Here is a 19,074-nt window from a genome sequence, read left to right as displayed (position 1 = left end):
ACCAATTGTACCATAAAATACAATCAGTTACCTTTAATTCCCGAAGTAAATTCTAACTTTTGAACCCTCTTTTACTTTAGCTCCTGCTTCTGGTGATTGTTTAATTACTTTCCCACCATCACCACTTATATCAAGCTTCAAGTCTACAAGTTGCGTTTGTAAATCTTTCTTTTTCATACCAATTAAATTCGGAACTTCCACAGTTGGTGTATCGCCCCATTTATATTCTTTCTCAACTTGCTCTTTTCTCGGTTCCACTCCCATTACAGGAAGTGCGTCACGAAGAATATTCCCAACAATAGGTGCTGCTACAACTCCACCAAATTGAGTGACTCCTTTTGGATTATCCACTGCTACATAAACAACAATTTGCGGATCGTCGGCTGGAGCAAAACCGATAAATGATACAATATAGTTATTATCTAAATATTTTCCATCTTTCACCTTTTGAGCAGTCCCAGTTTTTCCACCTACACGATATCCATCAATATAAGCCCCTTTACCAGAACCTTTCGCTACAACATTCTCTAATGCGTAACGAACTTTCTCTGAAGTTTCCTTGGAAATAACTTCCCTTTTCGCAACAGGTGTCTTTTTGCTGACAACTTGATTATTCTTCGGATCAATAAATTCCTTCGCTATATATGGCTGATACAAAGTTCCACCATTTACAGCGGCCGCTACAGCTGCTACTTGTTGAATCGGTGTAACAGAAACACCTTGCCCAAATGAAGTCGTCGCTTGCTCGACTGGACCAACTTTATCTAAATTAAATAAAATCCCGCTACCTTCACCTTGTAAGTCAATTCCGGTCTTCTGTCCAAACCCGAAATTGCGAATGTATTTAAACAATCGATCTTTACCAAGACGATCACCGAGTTCAATAAATCCTGGGTTACAAGAGTTTTGAACTACCTCTAAAAACGTTTGGCTACCATGGCCTCCAGCTTTCCAACATCGCAATCTAGCTCCACCAACTTCAGCTGCTCCATCATCATAAAACGTATCTTTCTCTAAGTCTACCAAATTTTCATTCAAGGCTGCAGCTAATGTAATAATCTTAAATGTTGACCCCGGCTCATACGTACTCCATACAGGTAAGTTTCTGTTATATACTTCGGGAGAAACACTTTGGAAATCTGCTGGATCAAAACTTGGCCGACTTGACATACCTAAAATTTCACCATTTTTCGGATTCATTGCAATTGCTATCATACCATCAGGATTATACGTTGATTCCGCAATATTCATTTCTCTTTCCATAATCCTCGTAATGCGTGAATCAATTGTTAATCCTAAATTCAAGCCGGCTTCTGGTTTTTTGAAATCATCTCCAACGTTAGGCATTCTCTGTCCTTTTGCATCTGCAAAAAATCGCACATGACCTTTATCACCATTTAGCTCTTTATCATAATATTTCTCTAGTCCCATAAGCCCTTGATTATCACTGCCCGCAAATCCTAATACGTGTGATAAAAAATTACCGAATGGATAGTACCGGATAGAATCCTCTGCGATGTACACACCCTTTAAACTTAATGCGCGTACTTCTTTCGCTTTGTCATGCGATATTTTCCTTCCGCCTTTATCAAGCCTTACAATCGACTCTTTTTTTGTAATCCGCTTATAAACATCATCTTTTTCCACACCTAATACTGCAGCTAACTTCTCTGCAGTCTCTGCTGGTTTTTCAATTTGCCTCGGCACAACAAAGACGGTCGGTGCACTTTTATTCGTAGCAAGCTCCACACCATTTCGATCTAAAATTTTCCCTCGCTCTGGTTCAAAAGTAATATTACGACTCCATGAATCCTTCGCACGATCCGTTAACATATTTCCAAGAAAAAATTGCACATATCCAAGACGAATATCAATGATGGTGAAAATGAGTATACCCGATATAAGTATAAAAATAAGCCGTTTCCTAACCGTTACATTTGATACACGCATATTGGAACAAGCCTCCCTTACGCCTAGCTTGTTCCAATATATGCTTGTACTTATTTAATTAGAACTTCTTCCCTATTACCATTATGGCTTTTCCGCTTCTTGCTGCGGTTCAAGTGGTGGTACGAGTGTTACACCTAATTCTGTACCAGGTTGCAACAATGTTCCTTCCGCCACACTTTGTTCCGTTACATATCCTGTACCAGAAGGTTTTAAGTTAAGCTTTAATGTTTTTGCTAAATTCATAACATCACGCAGTGCCCATCCCTGTATATTTGGCATTGTAGGTTTATCTCCTACTAAGAAGACTCGATCACCCTTTAATGTTTGTTCAGTTGCCTTCGGCACTTGCTGCTGCACTTTCCCTTCACCTAATACGATTGGACGAAGTTTTGCTTTATCAATTGTTTTTTTCGCTTCTTCCATCGTTTTTCCGGTTACATCTGGAACGACAGTTTGTTGTTCTTTCACATATTTTTTCGGATCCTTTATTTCATTTGGCTTAATCTTTAAATACTCTAAACTATTTTTCGTTACATATTTAAAGATATCAGCTAAAGGTTTAGCCCCGTTTTCATCATCTTTTAATTTTGGTTGTTTAACGGCCACATACACAACAAGTTGCGGATCGTCCATCGGTGCCATACCTAAGAATGAGAATATATAATTCTCTTTTCCTGTCATATAGCCACCTTTCCCGTCAGGAATTTGTGCTGTACCTGTTTTCCCCCCGACTGAGTACCCATCAACTTTATATGCAGTTCCTGTTCCTTTCGGTGATGTAACAACACGTTCTAGTAATTGCCTTACTTGCGCTGCTGTCTCTTTGGAAACTGGTTTTCCTACTTCTTCTGGTTTATGCTCTAGCTGTACTTTACCTGTTATTGGATCCACAATTTTATCAATTGTATAAGGTTTCATCATTTTCCCATCATTTGCAATCGCTGTTGCAGCTTGTACAAGTTGAATTGGTGTAACTGTAGAACCTTGTCCAAATGCTGTTGTTACTTGTTGTATTTGTTGATCAAATAAAATTGTATTTGACCCTTCATCAGGTAAATCAATGTTTGTTTTTTCATCTAATCCAAAATTATGAATATATTTTCGGAAACGATCTGGACCAAGTTTTTGATCACCTAAAATTGCAAACGCTACGTTTGAAGAGCGCTCTACCCCTTCATCGAAAGTAATAGAACCCCATCCAGCGCCGCCGTTATGATCTTTTATTTTGCGATTACCAACTTGATATGTACCAGACTGATAAAAGTCTTGCCCATTGTATACACCTTCATTAATAGCCGCCGCTAATGTGAAAATTTTCATTGTTGATCCAGGTTCAAATGCATTTGCAATTGCGTCATTGAAGAAATATTTAATTTGACGATCATTAGGGTCATAACTAGGTTTACTAGACATCGCTAATATTTTCCCCGTCTTCGGATCCGCAACAATCCCTATTAAACTTTCCGGCTCATAATGTTTACTAGCTTCTTTCATTGCGTCTTCTAAATAACTTTGAATACGTTGATCAAGTGTTACATACACGTTATCTCCATTTTTAGGCGCCTTTACATTCACTTTCCCGCCGTCAAGAGATACACCTTTACGGTCCCCTGTATAAGCTACCTCACCATTAGAAGCACCTAAATACTTATCCAAACTCTTTTCTAAGCCAAATTGACCTACTGCGATTCCATTCTCATCAGGGCTGGCATGCCCTATGACGTAAGATGCGAAATCACCGTTTGGATAAACTCTCGCATTTTCGGTAATAAAAGAGATTCCCGGCAATTTCAATGCTTCTATTTGTTCTTTCTTTTCTTTCGTCAAGTCCTTACCTAATGTTCCAAATTCCACTTGACTTCTGCCTTCTTTATTTAAAGTAGCTAAAATTTCATCTTCATCTTTTTCGAGTACTCCTGCAATTTTCTTTGCAGTATCCTCTTTATCCTTAACGGCGTTAGCTCCTTTTAACTCGGCTACAAGTTTATAAGAATTTGCATCTTGCGCTAGGACATGACCATTTTGATCATAAATTGTTCCTCGATTCGCTTCGAGAACTCCCTTTTTACTATGTTTCTGCTCAGCAAGTTTCTTTAAATCATGATTGTCCACTGTTCCTGTTACTTGTATGTAAAAAAATCGGGCTAATAACAGCAAAAAGAGCAGGAGGAAAAATATCATAAAATAACCTGCTCCCTTATTGGTATGAAATTTGTTCATAGTTCTCTTCATCTTTTCTTCACACCTATTTGCCTTACTTTAGGCCTTTCACGTTATTCGCATTAATTTCTAGCCCGTGTTTTTTTGCAACTTCAGCGATACGTTCATAACGACTTAACTTCTCTACTTCAGCCTGCAATTCTTGATTTTCCTTTTGTTTTTTCACAATTTGTTCTTCTACCGTCGCTGCTTCTACATTAACTTGATATAGACCCGCTTTATTCCCAATAAAAGCTACACAAGCATATAATAAAAACCCAATAAACGTTACGTACAATAGCTTTTCAATTCTTGTAATTTTCGTTTTAACTTTTGGCTTAACCATCTGCTGCGGCGGCGTTTGAATTTGTACCTCTTCTTGCGCCTGTTGTTTATACTTTACAGCTAAATTAGTCATACCTCTCTCTCCTTTTATCGTTTTTCAGCGATTCTCAACTTCGCAGAACGCGCTCGATTATTTTCTTCTAATTCAATGTCAGAAGGTAAAATCGGCTTCCTTGTAATAAGCTTTAATTTCGGCTTAAATTCATCCGGAATAATCGGTAGCCCCTGTGGTAATTGCGGCGTTGTGCTATTTCGCTTAAATGTCGTTTTACAAATACGATCTTCTAAAGAATGGAATGTTATAACACTAACTCTTCCACCAGGCTTGACCATATCAATTGCAGATTCCAACGCTTCTTCAAATACTTTTAATTCATCATTTACAGCAATACGAATCGCTTGGAATACTCGCTTCGCAGGATGTCCACCTGTTCTACGTGCCGGAGCTGGAATACCTTCTTTAATTAATCCCACTAATTCTCCTGTCGTTTCAATAGCCTTATTCTCGCGATAAGCTTCAATTTTCCTTGTTATTTGCTTTGAAAATTTTTCTTCTCCGTATTGGAAGAAAATTCTTACGAGTTGTTCATATGACCAGCTGTTCACAACATCATATGCTGTTAATGGGGCATCTTGATCCATCCGCATATCTAACGGTGCATCATGATGATAACTAAAGCCACGCTCTGGTGTATCTAATTGTGGGGATGAAACACCTAAATCGAATAAAATCCCGTCTACTTCTGTAATACCTAATTCATGTAGTTTTTCAGATAAATAACGGAAGTTGCTCTTCACTGTTACAAATTGTTCACCATAAGAAGAAAATTTTTCCTTCGCATTTTGAATCGCTATTTCATCTTGATCAAATGCTATTAATTTTCCACCATCTGTTAGCTGAGATAATAAATAAGAACTATGTCCTCCTCCACCCAGTGTACAATCTACATATGTACCACTCGGCTTTATATCTAAGCCATCTACTGTTTCTTTCAAAAGTACTGTTACGTGTTTGAACATTGCTGCACCTACTCTTTTTCCAATTAATTATGTTAAATACATTTCTCACTCTACAAACAAAATTTACTACTAGAGGATGAAATGCTACTAAAGAACGACTCATTTAACTTCCAACAAGGTAGCATGCTATACAAATCGCTATTTTATTTTATTATATACTAAATTTTATCATTTTTTGCGGGAATTTAAACAAAAACCTGTCGAAAAAGATAATAATCCGTTTACATTTTGTGCTATTTTGTCATATATATATACCTGATACATAGCGATTCATTACATTAACATAAGATGGATAATTCAGAAATATTTCACTTCACAGTTAATTCAACAGAATAAAAATAAAATCCTGCTCAAAAGAGCAAGATTCTATAGTTTTATTACATGATGTTTTCCGTCCCACGAAAAAGATTGTTCCATTACTCGGTCAATAAAATCAAGACCGAACTGATTTAAATAATAACAGACATTCCACACACGTTCTTGTGGTGCTCCCAATGGACGAAGCGCAAATTGTAAACGGCGGAATTTATTCAGTTGAACCTCATGTTTCTTCTCAACATTTCTTTTCAACATTCTTTCTAACAGTTCAATTTGCTCATTAATTTTCAGTTCATTTTTCCCAGCAAACTCATTTAACCCTGGATCTATTTTTTTCACGAATTGTTGTAATGATGTATGAATATCCATTATTTCTTTTTTCGCTTCTATAAATCGCTCGTCTATCGGTTCCTCTATTTGATTAGAAAGCCAATTGTCACGCAGATTATCTATATTATTTAGAAATGGATCAATTTCTTGCAAATCTAAATCATATAAATCTGTCGCTATATCTCGCTCCATATAAGTAATCGTAAGACGCGGAACGACAGGTGGCATTTGGAAACCGGCCGTATGAAACACTTGTTGCAATTCACTCCAATAAGCTAACTCCCCTGGACCGCCAATAAACGCTAACGTAGGAAACACATATTCTTGCATAAGAGGGCGCGTTACAACATTATTACTAAAACGTTCTGGACTTCTTTCCATCTCTTCCATCAATTCTTCATACGAAAATGAATACACTCCATCTTTTCCAATAAACTTCCCTTGATTCTCTTCAAGCAATACTCGCTCATTATCAATTTCCATAAATATATGCACTGCATTTGTCTTCGTTTCAATAATCGGTTTAAATCCTAATTCCTTAATTACTTCCTGTTGATTATGAAGTGCTACTTGAATTTCTTTATATTTACTTATAATTTGTTGCAAAAACGGAACTTCTAATTTTCTTAATGCAGCATGATGTGAATCTACAAGAATTAAACCAGAATTTGCGAACATTTTCATAATAAGGCGCGCAAAGAAATCTACATATGTATGCGATTTACCTAAAGCATCATCAACAAATTGTAATACATCCTTTGTAAAATTCGTTTCCGGATATGTTTTAAAGATCTCTTCGACCCATTTCCTACAGTCTTCAATAGAAAGCTCAGACTCAGAAGCACTCGCCTTTTTCGGATAACGATCATGAAAAATGGTCTTTTTTATTTTTTTATTTTTCGTTACAAACGTATGATTAATTTCATCCATGTCATGGTCTTCACCAGCAATCCAAAAGACAGGAACAACTCGAATCCCTAAGCTCTCTTCTTTTTCTTTTGCAAGCTGTAAAATTGAAATGATTTTATGCACTGTATAAAGCGGACCAGTTAATAACCCAGCTTGTTGTCCAGCTATAACAACATATGTATTTTCATCTTCAAGCGCTTTTATATTTTGAATTGTAAATTCTCCCGCTTGCAATTGTGTATTATATTCCAATAAATGCGTTACTAAATCTTGACGGAAGAACTCTCTCTCACGCAAATCATGTAAACGCTGTTTAAAAGCATCCTCTGTTAACAGATAATCAAAACATGACTGTATCTCTTTTTTAACGTTCATATAGTCCGCTACAACACCTTGTAGTGGAACAGAGATTTCTTTTATCTCCATATAATTCTTCCTTTCGTATCCTGTTCTCTCACCAACCCACATTGTAGTCAATGTTTCACGTAAAAGCAAAGAAAAACACTTATAATTCCATTCCTTTTATTGCATTGAACAAAAATCGAAGTGTCGGAACAGATTGTTGTTGCTCCTTAGCTTCTTCTAATACATATCCAACAATCGCATTAACTTCTGTTTGTCTATTCGCTCTTACGTCCGCTAACATAGATGAAGTATTATGAGATGTTTTTTCACATACTTGGCATACCATTTGCCATAGCATTTCCTTATCTTCTTCTTTAACAAGAAATGCAACTTCCTGAAATACTTGCTCCATCATTTGATAAAAAAACGGGTTTGAAATTAACTCCCCATTCTCAACCCGCAATAATGCCGTCAATGGATTAATACATACATTGACTACTAATTTATTACGCATAATCCCCTTCCAATCATCTTCTATCTGAATCGGAAAATAATCAAAAGGAAAACAATTAAATACCTTTTTAAAACAACTAGATTGACCACGCACTACACCAAACTTTGTAACACCTACTCCAGTATGACGAACTGTATGTCCATCCTCTTTTTTTGCACCATGCTCCACAATCCCGACTGCTATACGTTCATTTCCTATTTTTTGCATAACGTGAAGATGCGACATTCCATTTTGCAAAAAGATTAATGACGATTCTCCCTGCACAAAAGGTAATATATCAGTTACATGATATTGCTTTACAGCAATAAATGTATAATCTAACTGTTTATCCAGCATACTTTCTATCGGTAAAATAGATGGAAATACTGTTTCACGTTCTCCATTCCTAATACAACTTACACCCGTTAAGTTTAATTCTTCTGCTTGCTTAGCGTTTCTTGTAAACAACGTAACATCTTGATTGCTTTTTTGTAAATAAAATGTATATAGGAGACCAATAGCTCCTGGTCCAACAATTCCAATTTTCATCTTCACACAAAGAACTCATATTAACAAGTGATATAAGTTCCCTTGCCCTTCCCCCTTTACATCTTATTAAATTACAATTACATAGTTGAAGATTCAATTATCTTTTAACAAATGCAACCTCTTCTTTCACTATGTATATACTACCTATATACATAGTTCTATTCTTATTTTAGCAAATCCTCAAAAAAATAATGAAAGAAATATTCTATCTTCTTCATAAAAATTTAAAAATGAGTTATAATATTATTATAAATATTTTAACTTTTCTGCATTCAACAAGATAAGAAAAGGACGTGATGTAATGGGATTCCCAAAAGTTGAACGCTTGCTCATCAATTATAAAACATTAGATGAATTTAAAAATTTTAAAGGGTGCGGAGCTCAAGAACTATCCATGTTGGAAGAATTACAAGCAAACATTATTGAAAATGATAGTGAGTCTCCATTTTACGGTATTTATTATGGAGGATCGCTAATCGCACGTATGAGTCTATATATGAAAAGGAACGGCGGGGAACCATTTGAAATTACAGGTACTTACCTAGAACTTTATAAACTTGAAGTATTGCCGACTTTTCAAAAACAAGGATTCGGGCAAATGCTTGTTAATTATGCACAACAACTACAATTCCCAATTAAAACGATAGCACGTATCCAGTCAGCTGGTTTTTGGGATAAATTAAGTTTCCAGCCAGTATCAGTAACTGATGGTGATTTTTATATTTGGCATCCAGAAACAAATTTGAATGCGGTTACAAATGAAGAATCTGCATAAGAAACAAAAAAACAGCTGTTACGCAGCTGTTTTTATTTCTTTAATTTTTCTAATTCTCCATTCGAGCGAGCGCCATTTCTTTCAGCTACCATTACACTTCTTTTTTGATCGATATAATCAAGTAATGTTCTATATTCTTCCTCATATACTGATAATCGCTCCAGAAGAAGCTCTTTCTCTGTTTGTAACGATTCAATTTGTTGTTGCAACACCATTAAAGAGCTTTCATCTTTATAATTTCGCAAGAATTCAATAACATCATTCAACGTAATAGATTTTGGCTCTAATACCGTTGTCTCTTTCACTTCATAATTTTCTACCTTTCGAAGTTGCTTCGCTTCTTCAATACGTTCTTTATACTGCTTTCTAACGTAAGAATTCCACCTAAATCCACAAGCTGCAGGTGTACGAGACAAATGCCTCCCCACTTCTTTAAAAGCGGAAAGTTGCGTTCCACCTTCACGAATATGCCGGAGTACTACTTCTGCCAGAAGCAAATCTTCATCATCAGTCCAAGCATCTTGTCTTGTTGTCGCCATCTCTCTAGTCCTCCCTATGCATTTTTTATTAAGCATATGCAGTTACTAGAAAAGATAGAATACAACAAATAAAGAATAAGACAAAAAAAATAAACGTAGAAGATATCTTCTACGTTTATTTTTCGCAATTACTTGCTGATTACTTCTTTACCTTTGTAAGTACCGCATGCTTTACATACACGGTGAGCTAATTTCGCTTCACCACAGCTTGGGCACTCTACCATACCAGGTACTGATAATTTGAAATGCGTACGACGCTTTCTTTTTACTGTTTTAGAAGTTCTTCTAAAAGGTACAGCCATTCTTCCCACCTCCTTAAAAGAAATAGTTATTTTCATATGAAGGCCTAAACCAGTCTTCCGATTATTTGTCAAAAAACTTTGCAAGTCCTGCTAATCTTGGATCAACAGTCTTTTCTTTGTTTTCTTCCGAAATCACTTGCCAGTCTTGACCTTGCATCGGTGCTCCACCAGAAACATCATCACTGAAAATTTGCATTGGAATCTCCAAAAGTATATTTTCCTTGATTACGGGCAGTAAGTCAAGTACTTCTCCTTCTAAACAATGAATTTCAGCTTCTGTTTCAAATTCTTCTTCTGAAGTTTGGAACACCTCAGTTGTTTTAATGTCAAATGGTAATGTCACATCTACTAAAGAGCGAGAACATGGTAAAACCATGCTTCCAGTTATATGTAGATGAAACGTAAACTTACCGGAGCCAAAATCAACTCTTCCTGTTACATGAACAGGATTAATTTCACGAATATCTTTCTCGACCTCTTTTAGCTCACTTACATCTACCATTTCATTTAATGTCAATCCTTTATTTCTCAATTTATTCAATTGATGGATGGACCATTTCATATCATATCACCTCAAGGCAACAAACAAAATTATAGCTAGCCATTTTATATTTGTCAATGTTTTTTCTTTACACTATAATGAAGTCATCATAGGAAATAATATATAGATTATCACGTTTTCCAAAAAGATGCTACATCGAAAGGAGAGATTACCATAAAATCCAGTGGTATTGTTGTTGAATATAACCCTTTTCATAACGGTCATGCTTATCATGTGCAACAAACAAAAAAGTTAACACAGTGTGATATTATTATCGCCGTTATGAGTGGTCCTTTTTTGCAGCGTGGTGAGCCCGCACTCATCTCCAAATGGTATCGTACTAAAATGGCCTTAACAAACGGCGTAGACCTTGTTGTAGAGCTTCCTTATGCATTCGCAACCCAAAAGGCCGAAACCTTCGCAAATGGCGCAATTTCGATTTTAAACGCCCTTGGTGTTTCTGACATTTGTTTCGGCAGTGAAGATGGACAAGCTGAAAATTTCTACACTACCATCGCTATACAAAAAAATGAAGAAGAGACTTTTAATCGTCTTGTAAAGCAATTTATGAATGCAGGTAATAGTTATGCAAAAGCTACATCTGAAGCCTTTTCACACATCTTACCACCCGAAAAAAACGTAGATATGTCACAACCAAATAACATTTTAGGCTTAGAATACATTAAAGCAATTCTCTTACAAAATAGTTCCATGCAAGCGCAAACTATAAAAAGATTCGCCTCTCATTATCATGATGAAACATTTCATGATCAACATATTGCAAGTGCAACAAGTATTCGCAAACAGCTATTTAATGAAAACAGTTCCTCTACAACTATTGAGCCTTTTATCCCAAAAATAACTGCTTCTCTTTTAGAAAACTACAAGCAAAACTACGGGACGTTACATAACTGGGAAAAATACTTTTCATTTTTTAAATACAAACTTATGACGATGTCTTCAGAGGACTTACAACATATATATGAAATGGAAGAAGGTTTAGAGCATCGTATTTTATCAAAAATACAAAACAGTTCATCTTTCTATTCATTCATGGAAGCATTAAAAACAAAACGTTATACATGGACTAGATTACAAAGAGCTTGTACACATATTTTAACAAATACAACGAAGGAAGAAATACATAAAGCAAATATAGAGCAACATGCGCCGTATATCCGTCTTCTCGGAATGTCACAAAAAGGACAAACTTATCTTTCTAAAAATAAGAAAAAAATAGAACTCCCAATCCTTACTCATACAAAAACATTCGAACATCCAACTTTAGATATAGAACGAAAATCAAATGCTGTATATTTCTCCATAATGCAAGAACCTTTGCGGACACAACTGCTAAAACAAGACGCAACGCATCATCCAATTCGTTATGATGAAATAACGAAAAAATTCCTATAAGAAAAACCTCTCTTCTTCAGAGAGGTTTACTTTGTTTTACCCATTTTCTCCAAATACATTAATGCATCATCCAGTGTGTCCACCGGCACAATTTTCATCTTTGTTTTAATATCTTTCGCAGCTTCAAGAGCATCTTTATAATTCGATTTCTCTACACCTTTTTCATTTGGCGCAAAAAACACTTCAGCTCCCGCATCACTAGCAGCTACTACTTTTTGCTGAATACCACCAATTGGACCAATTTCTCCTTTATCATTGATTGTACCTGTTCCAGCTATTTCATGTCCGTTTGTTAAATCTTCTTCAACGAGCTGATTATAAATTTCTAGTGTAAACATTAACCCCGCTGATGGACCCCCTATTTCATGGGAATCAATTTTCACTTTCGGATCTACTACTAACTCTCTTTCCGTAACGATAGAGACCCCTATACCGACGCGTCCATTCCCATTAGGGATCGTCTTTACATTTAAATTTTCTTTAAACTGTTTTCCGCCCCGCTTGTATTCAATATTTACTGTGTCCCCTTCTTTTTTCCCTGTCATATACTCAATAAATTGTTCCGTCTTGTCGAATGTTTTTCCATCGACAGCTATAATAACATCTCCAAGCTTAAGCTTTCCCTCTGACGGCATACCCTTCGCTACACCAGCAACTAGTACACCTTTATTTTCAAAAGAAACAGAGCGATTTGCACGTTTATAAGCATTATAGATCGCTGCATTTTGCGAATCTTTCATTGCATAATTTTGGCGAAATTGATACTCTTCATCACTCTCGCCTTTTTGCAATATTTCTTCCGCCTTCGAAACGTGTGTATATTTATTAAATTGCGCGGCTATTAAGTTCACCACATTGGCAGGTCCCATTGAGACAGTGACAAGCATGAAATCACCAGACTCTTTAGTTCCACCGTCAACTTGCACGTACGGCGCTAATTTCGCGGCCATACCTGGTTTTGTCACATAATACGGCAAGCGCACATAAACAAGTAACATCGCCAATATAACCCCTATTAAAATTGCATATATAAACCGAAAACGCTTAAACATTATGTTTCTCCTTCCACTGCTCAATTAGTAAATAAATGTTTGAAATATGTTTTTCTGCTTCCACTTCTCCGACCCTAATAATGTCTTCAATATGTGTAAAAGCACGCGAACTAAATTGTTCCACTGCTGGCCGCATCATCAAATCTGATGCTATTTGCCGATTCATCACAAGTTCATGCTGCATAATTTCAATACTTTGCATAATGACATCATAAATCGATGTAACCTCTCCATTCACCTTAATTGGAGATACATCAACAGCAATAACAATATCAGCACCTAAATCTTTTACAACCGATACGGGAATACGGTCAATTACCCCTCCATCCACTAATAAGCGGCCATCTATTTTTTCTGGAACAAACACCCCTGGCACAGATATACTAGCTCGAACCGCCTCCGCAATCGGACCACTTGTAAAAACAACTTTTTCCCCCTTCAAAATGTCAGTAGCCACAACAGCTGTCGGGATATCTAACTCTTCTAAATTTTTATTATATGTAAACATTTTAATCATATCTTTAATACGTTTTCCAGCAATAAATCCCATTTTAGGAACTGTAAAATCCAAATAATATTTCCTTTTAAAAACAGCTGCCAATTTATACAGTCTTTCAACGTTACAACTCGCTGCATAAAATGTACCAATTAACGCTCCTATACTACTACCTGCTACCATGTGAATAGGGATACCAGCTTCCCTTAACACTTTTATTACCCCTATGTGAGCAAAACCTTTTGCACCTCCGGATCCAAGCGCTAAACCGATTTTTGGTTCCTTCATTTTTCTCACCCTTTAATTTTTTTCATTCCTTTTTCATACTTATGGTCTAAATTCACCACATATCCACGTATACTGAAATGAACGTTTTTGGGACAAAGGGGGATTTTCTTACATGTACGAAAAATGGAAAACTGCTTTTCTTACCATATCAATGTTGTTTTTAACCTTTTCTCTTGTACTTCACCCCCAAGCTGCTTTGCAAGCTTCAATTCGCGGGTTAAATATATGGTGGGAAGTTGTATTCCCTTCACTACTACCTTTTTTCATCATTGCGGAACTTCTAATCAGTATTGGTATTGTAAAATTTATCGGTGTTATATTAGAACCACTAATGCGTCCACTGTTTCGTGTTCCAGGGATAGGCGGATTTGTTTGGGCAATGGGAATGGCTTCAGGATTCCCCGCTGGCGCCAAATTAAGCGCTAGACTACGCAAGAGCAATCAACTAACACAAATTGAAGCGGAACGACTCGTATCTTTCACAAATTCTTCTAATCCACTTTTTATTTTCGGAGCGGTTTCTATTGGTTTTTTTAATAATCCGAAATTAGGACTCGTATTAGCAGCAGCACATTATATAAGTAACTTTATCGTCGGATTACTTATGCGCTTTTATGGTAATAACGATACTTACATAAAAGACAAACATACGAATCAAAAGCGTGCCTTCCAAAACCCTTTTTCCATCCTCCACCAAACACGTATGCAAGAAAAAAGACCAATCGGGAAACTACTCGGTGACGCTATCGTTTCTTCTATTCAAACATTGCTCATGATTGGTGGGTTTATTATTTTATTCTCTGTTTTAAATAAAATGATTACTGTTTTCGAAATTACAGAAGCGCTTTCTTTTATTATGCAACATATTTTATCATTCTTCCAACTTACATCCCAATTTAGTATTCCGATATTATCCGGTATTTTTGAAATGACGCTTGGAAGCCAAATGATTAGTCAAATTAATGAAACAACACTTCTTCAACAAGCGATGGTAACAAGCTTCATTTTAGCATTTAGCGGTCTTTCTATTCAGGCACAAGTAGCAAGTATATTAGCGGAGACAGATATCCGCTTTAAACCATATTTTTTAGCTCGAATTATCCAAAGTATTCTCGCTCCTATTTTCACTTTTATATTTTGGGGACCATTTTATGAAAAAGTTCATTCTTTCTCGCCTACGCAAGAAGATCTTCCCGTATTTTTATTGAATCATTCTTATACACTAACTGATATTTGGACATCATTTATACACTACGGACCAATCTTCACCTTATTTTGTTTATATTTATATATCATCTTATTGTTTTTACGCATTTATAAAGAAAAACCCCGTTCACTTTAACGGGGTTTTAAACTTTTCTTTTAAAGCACGCTCTACAATCGGAGGAACAAGGTCTACTACACTCCCACCATATCTCGCAACTTCTTTCACAATACTTGAACTTAAAAATGAATATTGATTATTTGTCATAATGAAGAAGGTTTCGATACTTTCGTCTAATTTTCGATTCATTGAAGTAATTTGCATCTCATATTCAAAATCAGAAACCGCTCGCAAACCACGTAATATTGCATTTGCATTACGCATTTTTGCATATTCCACCAATAATCCACTATGTGAATCAACTTTTACATTCGGAATATCCTTTGTCGCCTCTCGAATTAACTCTAGGCGTTCTTCTACCGAAAAGAATGGTTTTTTTGATGAATTGTTTAAAACAACTACATATACTTCATCAAATACTTTTGCTCCCCTTTTAATAATATCCAAATGTCCAAGGGTAATTGGATCAAAACTCCCTGAAGAAATAGCTATACTTGTCATTCTGTCCCCTCACCTTCATACTTATAAATCGAAATTGCTGTAATCCCGTAGTTTTCTGCCCGTACTTTTACAAGTTCTCCTATAGAATCAGGTAAAACCACGTCATCCCCATGCTCTGCCATAATGATGCCATCTTTATTTAACAATCCATGTTGATCCATCACACTAATTAAAGACACAATTTTTTGACCTTTATATGGAGGGTCTATTAGTATAAGATCGAATGATATTTCACGCTTTATAAGCGCCTTTACCGCACGTTCCGCATCATTTCGATACACTTCAGCTTGTTCTTGTATTCTACAGCTTTCTAAATTTTGATGAATGACTTTTATCGCTTTACTATCTCGGTCAACAAAAATTGCTTTATCAATCCCTCTACTTATGGCCTCAATTCCAAGACCACCACTACCACCAAATAAATCAAGAGCGATACCACCATCATAATAAGGACCTATCATGTTAAAAATAGATTCTTTCACTTTATCTGTCGTTGGACGTGTTGTATTACCAGGTACCGCTTTAAGTGGGTGCCCTTTACATTTTCCTGAAACTACTCTCATCTGTTGTCACTACCTTTATTTCAATCTATCGAGCGATTACTGTAAATGCATTTCAAGTCGGTAACCGCTACCAAACCATACAATTCTTCACTAATTCGTTACTTAACCTATAGAGAACTTTAGTTAAAATAACCGTTCGCTATTTCTTGCATATTCATCTCACTATTTGCGAACAAAAACCCTTTATGTACATCAGTTCCACTTTACCTTTTTTATCCTATCATAAAATAAAAAAAAGAAAAATAAAAAGCCTAACATAAATTTTAATTTCATTATGTATATCTTCATTTAGATTGGACATAAATAAATATAACAACATCATCTTCGATGTTGTTGCCAACCGCGGAGAAGACTTACGTTTCCCCATAAGTTCTTCCTCCGGTTTCTCCTCTCCCTTTGCCTTCTTACTAGTACATACTAGTATTAGAAGGGCCCTGCTTTGCAGGGTTTTTTTATTTGTCTACTTTTCATTTAAAAAGTGAGGTGGTACAGTAAAAGAAAGAGGAGGAAAAAATATGATTCAACGCTTTATAGAACTCGGAGAAGGCTACTCTGACTTATATGAATTACTTGAAATTGCCAAAACAAACCAAGAACGTGTAACACATATGCTACAATTCGAAACTGTAAAAAACGAAAAAAAAGTGTGTTCACTTGTTGTAATACTAAAACCGACAACTACTGGTGATTTCCAACCATTATACATATGTCGTGAAGGCATTCCTGTACTTGAAAATAAAAAAAGTAAACGTGTCGTTTTATTTGAAGAAATGGCGGAACAAATAGGGAAAAAAGTTACTCCCTTTACTGTAAAACCATCAACAACTTTCCCTGAAAAAGAACTATTTTTTAATCATCTAATTGGTATTTTACGAATGAACAATTTCATTCCTCCAATGAAATAATACGTTATTTCAAGTAAAAAAATCCCCTGCTAAATTTAGCAGGGGATTTTTTTACTTAGCTATAATCGTATTCTTTTGCCCGATCAGGACGCGAATTTTCGAATTCCGTTTTTAAAAATGGGCGATACGACTGTTCTACTTTTTTTACAAAAGGAAGTTTATTCAATTTTTGCATCATATGCTCAATTTGTTCCATATCACAATATACAACGGCATATTTCAAACGTTTTGATATGTAATGAATATTACCATATTTCCTTAAAATCTTGGCATGTTTCAATGAATGTAAATAAACAATCATACTTTGTCGTTGCCCGAACATAATTTTCTCCATCTTCTCCTTTTAAAAACTTATATTCTTATATTTTATGAAAACCAATCAGAAATTTATGACATTAAAGAACAAACTCTGTATACGTTTTCTTCTATATTCTAAAAAACAGGGTAAATTACCCCGTTTTTTTACAACCACAACCGCCTCCGGTACCACAACCACCGCCACAGCCACCCGCATCAAAAAACGGATTTCCTGTTGGAACTTTAACGGAAGGAGACACCTCAGAACCAATTGCTACACTAACTTCATCTAATAACTTTTGTAAAGCAGTTTCTGCTCTTTTAAAGGCTGCAACCTTATCATGCATATCTACAGAACGCTTTAATTCCCTCATTTTCGTCGAAACGAAAGTATAATCAGGATGATATTTACCAAAACGTTGCACTTCTTCATATCGCTCTTTCATCGCTGTAAATTGCTGAATTAACGTCTGGACTTCTATATCTTCTTGTAAATCCTTATAATACTTACGATAATCTTCTGCTATATCTGAACAGATGATCGCTTTTGCAAGCTGCTCTGCCTTATCTAAAATCAATACGCTTTCCAGCGTCGCTACAATCATGAGAGACACCTCCGAGTATTCATCATAACACATTTGGAACAGAACTACTAATTGAAGTGTCTCACCTAAAAGAAAGATATGATTCTAACTACTTTTCATACAATCTCCTTGCACTCTTATACACTAATATGCTCCGCAATATTATATTTAAGAACATCCCATTTCCCGCTATTCTCTTTCACGTAACTAATACATGCATTTTTTAACGGCGTTTTAAATGTAATTTCATCTGGTGCAATTGCGTGTAAAATAGCTTTTATTGCATGTGAATGCGCAACAATGATAATACGTTTATCTCCATGCGCTGCTGCAACCTCTTGTAAAGCCGTAAAACAGCGCTCTACAATTTCTTCATCCTGCTCCATTCCTTCTACATTACCTTCTGTAATTAACTCTCTAACGGCCGCAACTGGTTTCCCAGAAGCTTCCCCAAAATTACGTTCCATAAATCGCTCATCTAATAAAATAGACGGTAATCCAATAGCCCCAGCAATTTCCTTAGCTGTTTCTTGCGCTCTAATTAACGGGCTACTTATAATTATATCCCACGATTCCGCTTGCAAAGCAGCTGCACTTTGACTCGCTTGCTTCTTCCCAACTTCGTTGAGTGGAATATCTTCGCGCCCTTGAATAATCTCTTGAAAGTTCCAATCAGTTTGTCCATGTCGTACTAAACAAATTTCCGTCATGCTGCAACTCCTTTTTTAAATAATCCGATTCTATTGTAACAAAAGTTTTGCACAACGGACATAGTTTTCCCTTCCAATTACGTCGTATTTTGCTGCTTCATATACTGGAACATATCAATCATAATTGAAGCAACCGCCAATTGATTTTGAAATTTTTCCACTTTATCTGGTATCGTTTTTTTGAAATGCTGCATGGCAGCTAACTCAAAAGCTTCTTTTTCTTCTGGGTTACGCGTCAATTTCCGGTACCAGTATGGCTGTTCCCGAATATAGCGAGCTAAATCCTCATCAGCTTTTATAAACTCCATAAGCTCTGCTCTCAT

21 protein-coding genes are annotated in these 19,074 nt (G+C 36.0%); 4 read left to right on the top strand and 17 right to left on the bottom strand.

Annotation, left to right across the window (positions count from 1 at the left end; genetic code table 11):
- Positions 1-33: 33 nt before the first annotated feature.
- From QCI75_RS07780 to panE, 6 genes are all read right to left on the bottom strand, one after another.
- Positions 34-1,950, bottom strand: coding sequence for a stage V sporulation protein D (locus tag QCI75_RS07780; protein WP_144503903.1), 1,917 nt, complete (start codon positions 1,948-1,950; stop codon positions 34-36).
- Positions 1,951-2,031: 81 nt separating this feature from the next.
- Positions 2,032-4,182 carry a penicillin-binding protein gene (locus tag QCI75_RS07775; protein WP_483299459.1) on the bottom strand — a complete coding sequence of 717 codons (2,151 nt, stop codon included), beginning with the start codon at positions 4,180-4,182 and terminating at the stop codon, positions 2,032-2,034.
- Positions 4,183-4,204: 22 nt separating this feature from the next.
- Complete coding sequence (gene ftsL, locus QCI75_RS07770; protein WP_098777383.1) at positions 4,205-4,567, bottom strand: cell division protein FtsL; 363 nt, start codon at positions 4,565-4,567, stop codon at positions 4,205-4,207.
- A 14-nt stretch (positions 4,568-4,581) separates the two neighbouring features.
- On the bottom strand, positions 4,582-5,514 hold the full coding sequence (gene rsmH / locus QCI75_RS07765) for a 16S rRNA (cytosine(1402)-N(4))-methyltransferase RsmH (RefSeq protein WP_353760187.1): 933 nt from the start codon (positions 5,512-5,514) through the stop codon (positions 4,582-4,584).
- Positions 5,515-5,880: 366 nt separating this feature from the next.
- Positions 5,881-7,497 carry a bacillithiol biosynthesis cysteine-adding enzyme BshC gene (bshC, locus tag QCI75_RS07760; RefSeq protein ID WP_353760185.1) on the bottom strand — a complete coding sequence of 539 codons (1,617 nt, stop codon included), beginning with the start codon at positions 7,495-7,497 and terminating at the stop codon, positions 5,881-5,883.
- Between the two features lie 79 nt (positions 7,498-7,576).
- Positions 7,577-8,464 carry a 2-dehydropantoate 2-reductase gene (gene panE, locus QCI75_RS07755; protein ID WP_353760184.1) on the bottom strand — a complete coding sequence of 296 codons (888 nt, stop codon included), beginning with the start codon at positions 8,462-8,464 and terminating at the stop codon, positions 7,577-7,579.
- 295 nt (positions 8,465-8,759) lie between these two features.
- On the opposite strand from panE, the gene QCI75_RS07750 reads away from it, so the two are divergent.
- Positions 8,760-9,233 carry an N-acetyltransferase gene (locus tag QCI75_RS07750; RefSeq protein WP_353760182.1) on the top strand — a complete coding sequence of 158 codons (474 nt, stop codon included), beginning with the start codon at positions 8,760-8,762 and terminating at the stop codon, positions 9,231-9,233.
- A gap of 32 nt (positions 9,234-9,265) precedes the next feature.
- Here the strand turns inward: QCI75_RS07750 and QCI75_RS07745 are convergent, their stop codons facing one another.
- The 3 genes from QCI75_RS07745 to QCI75_RS07735 form a co-directional block, all read right to left on the bottom strand.
- The gene (locus tag QCI75_RS07745) at positions 9,266-9,772 is read right to left on the bottom strand and encodes an RsfA family transcriptional regulator (RefSeq protein WP_144503913.1); all 507 of its coding nucleotides are present in this window, start codon (positions 9,770-9,772) and stop codon (positions 9,266-9,268) included.
- 128 nt (positions 9,773-9,900) lie between these two features.
- Positions 9,901-10,074, bottom strand: coding sequence for a 50S ribosomal protein L32 (gene rpmF / locus QCI75_RS07740; protein WP_001984764.1), 174 nt, complete (start codon positions 10,072-10,074; stop codon positions 9,901-9,903).
- 61 nt (positions 10,075-10,135) lie between these two features.
- A complete protein-coding gene (locus QCI75_RS07735) occupies positions 10,136-10,636 on the bottom strand; it encodes a YceD family protein (protein WP_000872151.1) in 501 nt (166 codons plus the stop codon).
- Positions 10,637-10,789: 153 nt separating this feature from the next.
- Between QCI75_RS07735 and QCI75_RS07730 the strand changes: the two genes are divergently transcribed.
- Complete coding sequence (locus tag QCI75_RS07730) at positions 10,790-12,031, top strand: nucleotidyltransferase (protein WP_353761499.1); 1,242 nt, start codon at positions 10,790-10,792, stop codon at positions 12,029-12,031.
- Positions 12,032-12,057: 26 nt separating this feature from the next.
- Here the strand turns inward: QCI75_RS07730 and QCI75_RS07725 are convergent, their stop codons facing one another.
- Entirely contained in the window at positions 12,058-13,083 is a 1,026-nt protein-coding gene (locus tag QCI75_RS07725) for a SepM family pheromone-processing serine protease (RefSeq protein WP_144503917.1), read from the bottom strand.
- Positions 13,076-13,867, bottom strand: a complete 792-nt coding sequence (locus QCI75_RS07720) for a patatin-like phospholipase family protein (protein ID WP_098778504.1) — start codon at positions 13,865-13,867, stop codon at positions 13,076-13,078. Before QCI75_RS07720 ends, QCI75_RS07725 begins: the two co-directional genes overlap by 8 nt.
- Positions 13,868-13,979: 112 nt before the next feature.
- On the opposite strand from QCI75_RS07720, the gene ylbJ reads away from it, so the two are divergent.
- Complete coding sequence (gene ylbJ, locus QCI75_RS07715) at positions 13,980-15,209, top strand: sporulation integral membrane protein YlbJ (protein WP_353760181.1); 1,230 nt, start codon at positions 13,980-13,982, stop codon at positions 15,207-15,209.
- On the opposite strand, the gene coaD is transcribed toward ylbJ, so the two are convergent.
- Both coaD and rsmD read right to left on the bottom strand, forming a co-directional pair.
- Positions 15,201-15,692: a pantetheine-phosphate adenylyltransferase gene (coaD, locus tag QCI75_RS07710; RefSeq protein WP_002142952.1), complete on the bottom strand. Its 492-nt coding sequence runs from the start codon at positions 15,690-15,692 to the stop codon at positions 15,201-15,203. The genes ylbJ and coaD overlap by 9 nt on opposite strands.
- On the bottom strand, positions 15,689-16,255 hold the full coding sequence (rsmD, locus tag QCI75_RS07705) for a 16S rRNA (guanine(966)-N(2))-methyltransferase RsmD (protein ID WP_002121937.1): 567 nt from the start codon (positions 16,253-16,255) through the stop codon (positions 15,689-15,691). Before rsmD ends, coaD begins: the two co-directional genes overlap by 4 nt.
- A 515-nt stretch (positions 16,256-16,770) precedes the next feature.
- Between rsmD and QCI75_RS07700 the strand changes: the two genes are divergently transcribed.
- The gene (locus tag QCI75_RS07700; protein ID WP_002014762.1) at positions 16,771-17,160 is read left to right on the top strand and encodes a DUF7147 family protein; all 390 of its coding nucleotides are present in this window, start codon (positions 16,771-16,773) and stop codon (positions 17,158-17,160) included.
- Positions 17,161-17,215: 55 nt separating this feature from the next.
- Here the strand turns inward: QCI75_RS07700 and QCI75_RS07695 are convergent, their stop codons facing one another.
- From QCI75_RS07695 to QCI75_RS07680, 4 genes are all read right to left on the bottom strand, one after another.
- Positions 17,216-17,482, bottom strand: coding sequence for a YlbG family protein (locus QCI75_RS07695; protein WP_002088292.1), 267 nt, complete (start codon positions 17,480-17,482; stop codon positions 17,216-17,218).
- A 127-nt stretch (positions 17,483-17,609) separates the two neighbouring features.
- A complete protein-coding gene (locus QCI75_RS07690; RefSeq protein ID WP_070144653.1) occupies positions 17,610-18,062 on the bottom strand; it encodes a YlbF/YmcA family competence regulator in 453 nt (150 codons plus the stop codon).
- 116 nt (positions 18,063-18,178) lie between these two features.
- The gene (locus tag QCI75_RS07685; protein WP_070144654.1) at positions 18,179-18,751 is read right to left on the bottom strand and encodes a histidine phosphatase family protein; all 573 of its coding nucleotides are present in this window, start codon (positions 18,749-18,751) and stop codon (positions 18,179-18,181) included.
- A gap of 77 nt (positions 18,752-18,828) precedes the next feature.
- Positions 18,829-19,074 (bottom strand): YlbE-like family protein, encoded by a 246-nt coding sequence (locus QCI75_RS07680; protein WP_002014770.1) that lies wholly within the window; start codon positions 19,072-19,074, stop codon positions 18,829-18,831.

It is taken from the genome of Bacillus cereus group sp. RP43 (assembly GCF_040459645.1).
Taxonomy (GTDB): domain Bacteria; phylum Bacillota; class Bacilli; order Bacillales; family Bacillaceae_G; genus Bacillus_A; species Bacillus_A mycoides_C.
This window is presented reverse-complemented; position numbering and strand designations above follow the sequence as displayed.

Excerpts from the sequence above, each read along its gene's own strand:
- QCI75_RS07780 (WP_144503903.1), bottom strand. The coding sequence starts at position 1,950 with ATGCGTGTATCAAATGTAACGGTTAGGAAACGGCTTATTTTTATACTT.
- QCI75_RS07775 (WP_483299459.1), bottom strand. The coding sequence starts at position 4,182 with ATGAAGAGAACTATGAACAAATTTCATACCAATAAGGGAGCAGGTTAT.
- ftsL (WP_098777383.1), bottom strand. The coding sequence starts at position 4,567 with ATGACTAATTTAGCTGTAAAGTATAAACAACAGGCGCAAGAAGAGGTA.
- rsmH (WP_353760187.1), bottom strand. The coding sequence starts at position 5,514 with ATGTTCAAACACGTAACAGTACTTTTGAAAGAAACAGTAGATGGCTTA.
- bshC (WP_353760185.1), bottom strand. The coding sequence starts at position 7,497 with ATGGAGATAAAAGAAATCTCTGTTCCACTACAAGGTGTTGTAGCGGAC.
- QCI75_RS07750 (WP_353760182.1), top strand. The coding sequence starts at position 8,760 with ATGGGATTCCCAAAAGTTGAACGCTTGCTCATCAATTATAAAACATTA.
- QCI75_RS07745 (WP_144503913.1), bottom strand. The coding sequence starts at position 9,772 with ATGGCGACAACAAGACAAGATGCTTGGACTGATGATGAAGATTTGCTT.
- rpmF (WP_001984764.1), bottom strand. The coding sequence starts at position 10,074 with ATGGCTGTACCTTTTAGAAGAACTTCTAAAACAGTAAAAAGAAAGCGT.
- QCI75_RS07735 (WP_000872151.1), bottom strand. The coding sequence starts at position 10,636 with ATGAAATGGTCCATCCATCAATTGAATAAATTGAGAAATAAAGGATTG.
- QCI75_RS07725 (WP_144503917.1), bottom strand. The coding sequence starts at position 13,083 with ATGTTTAAGCGTTTTCGGTTTATATATGCAATTTTAATAGGGGTTATA.
- QCI75_RS07720 (WP_098778504.1), bottom strand. The coding sequence starts at position 13,867 with ATGAAGGAACCAAAAATCGGTTTAGCGCTTGGATCCGGAGGTGCAAAA.
- ylbJ (WP_353760181.1), top strand. The coding sequence starts at position 13,980 with ATGTACGAAAAATGGAAAACTGCTTTTCTTACCATATCAATGTTGTTT.
- coaD (WP_002142952.1), bottom strand. The coding sequence starts at position 15,692 with ATGACAAGTATAGCTATTTCTTCAGGGAGTTTTGATCCAATTACCCTT.
- rsmD (WP_002121937.1), bottom strand. The coding sequence starts at position 16,255 with ATGAGAGTAGTTTCAGGAAAATGTAAAGGGCACCCACTTAAAGCGGTA.
- QCI75_RS07700 (WP_002014762.1), top strand. The coding sequence starts at position 16,771 with ATGATTCAACGCTTTATAGAACTCGGAGAAGGCTACTCTGACTTATAT.
- QCI75_RS07695 (WP_002088292.1), bottom strand. The coding sequence starts at position 17,482 with ATGTTCGGGCAACGACAAAGTATGATTGTTTATTTACATTCATTGAAA.
- QCI75_RS07690 (WP_070144653.1), bottom strand. The coding sequence starts at position 18,062 with ATGATTGTAGCGACGCTGGAAAGCGTATTGATTTTAGATAAGGCAGAG.
- QCI75_RS07685 (WP_070144654.1), bottom strand. The coding sequence starts at position 18,751 with ATGACGGAAATTTGTTTAGTACGACATGGACAAACTGATTGGAACTTT.
- QCI75_RS07680 (WP_002014770.1), bottom strand. The coding sequence starts at position 19,074 with ATGAGAGCAGAGCTTATGGAGTTTATAAAAGCTGATGAGGATTTAGCT.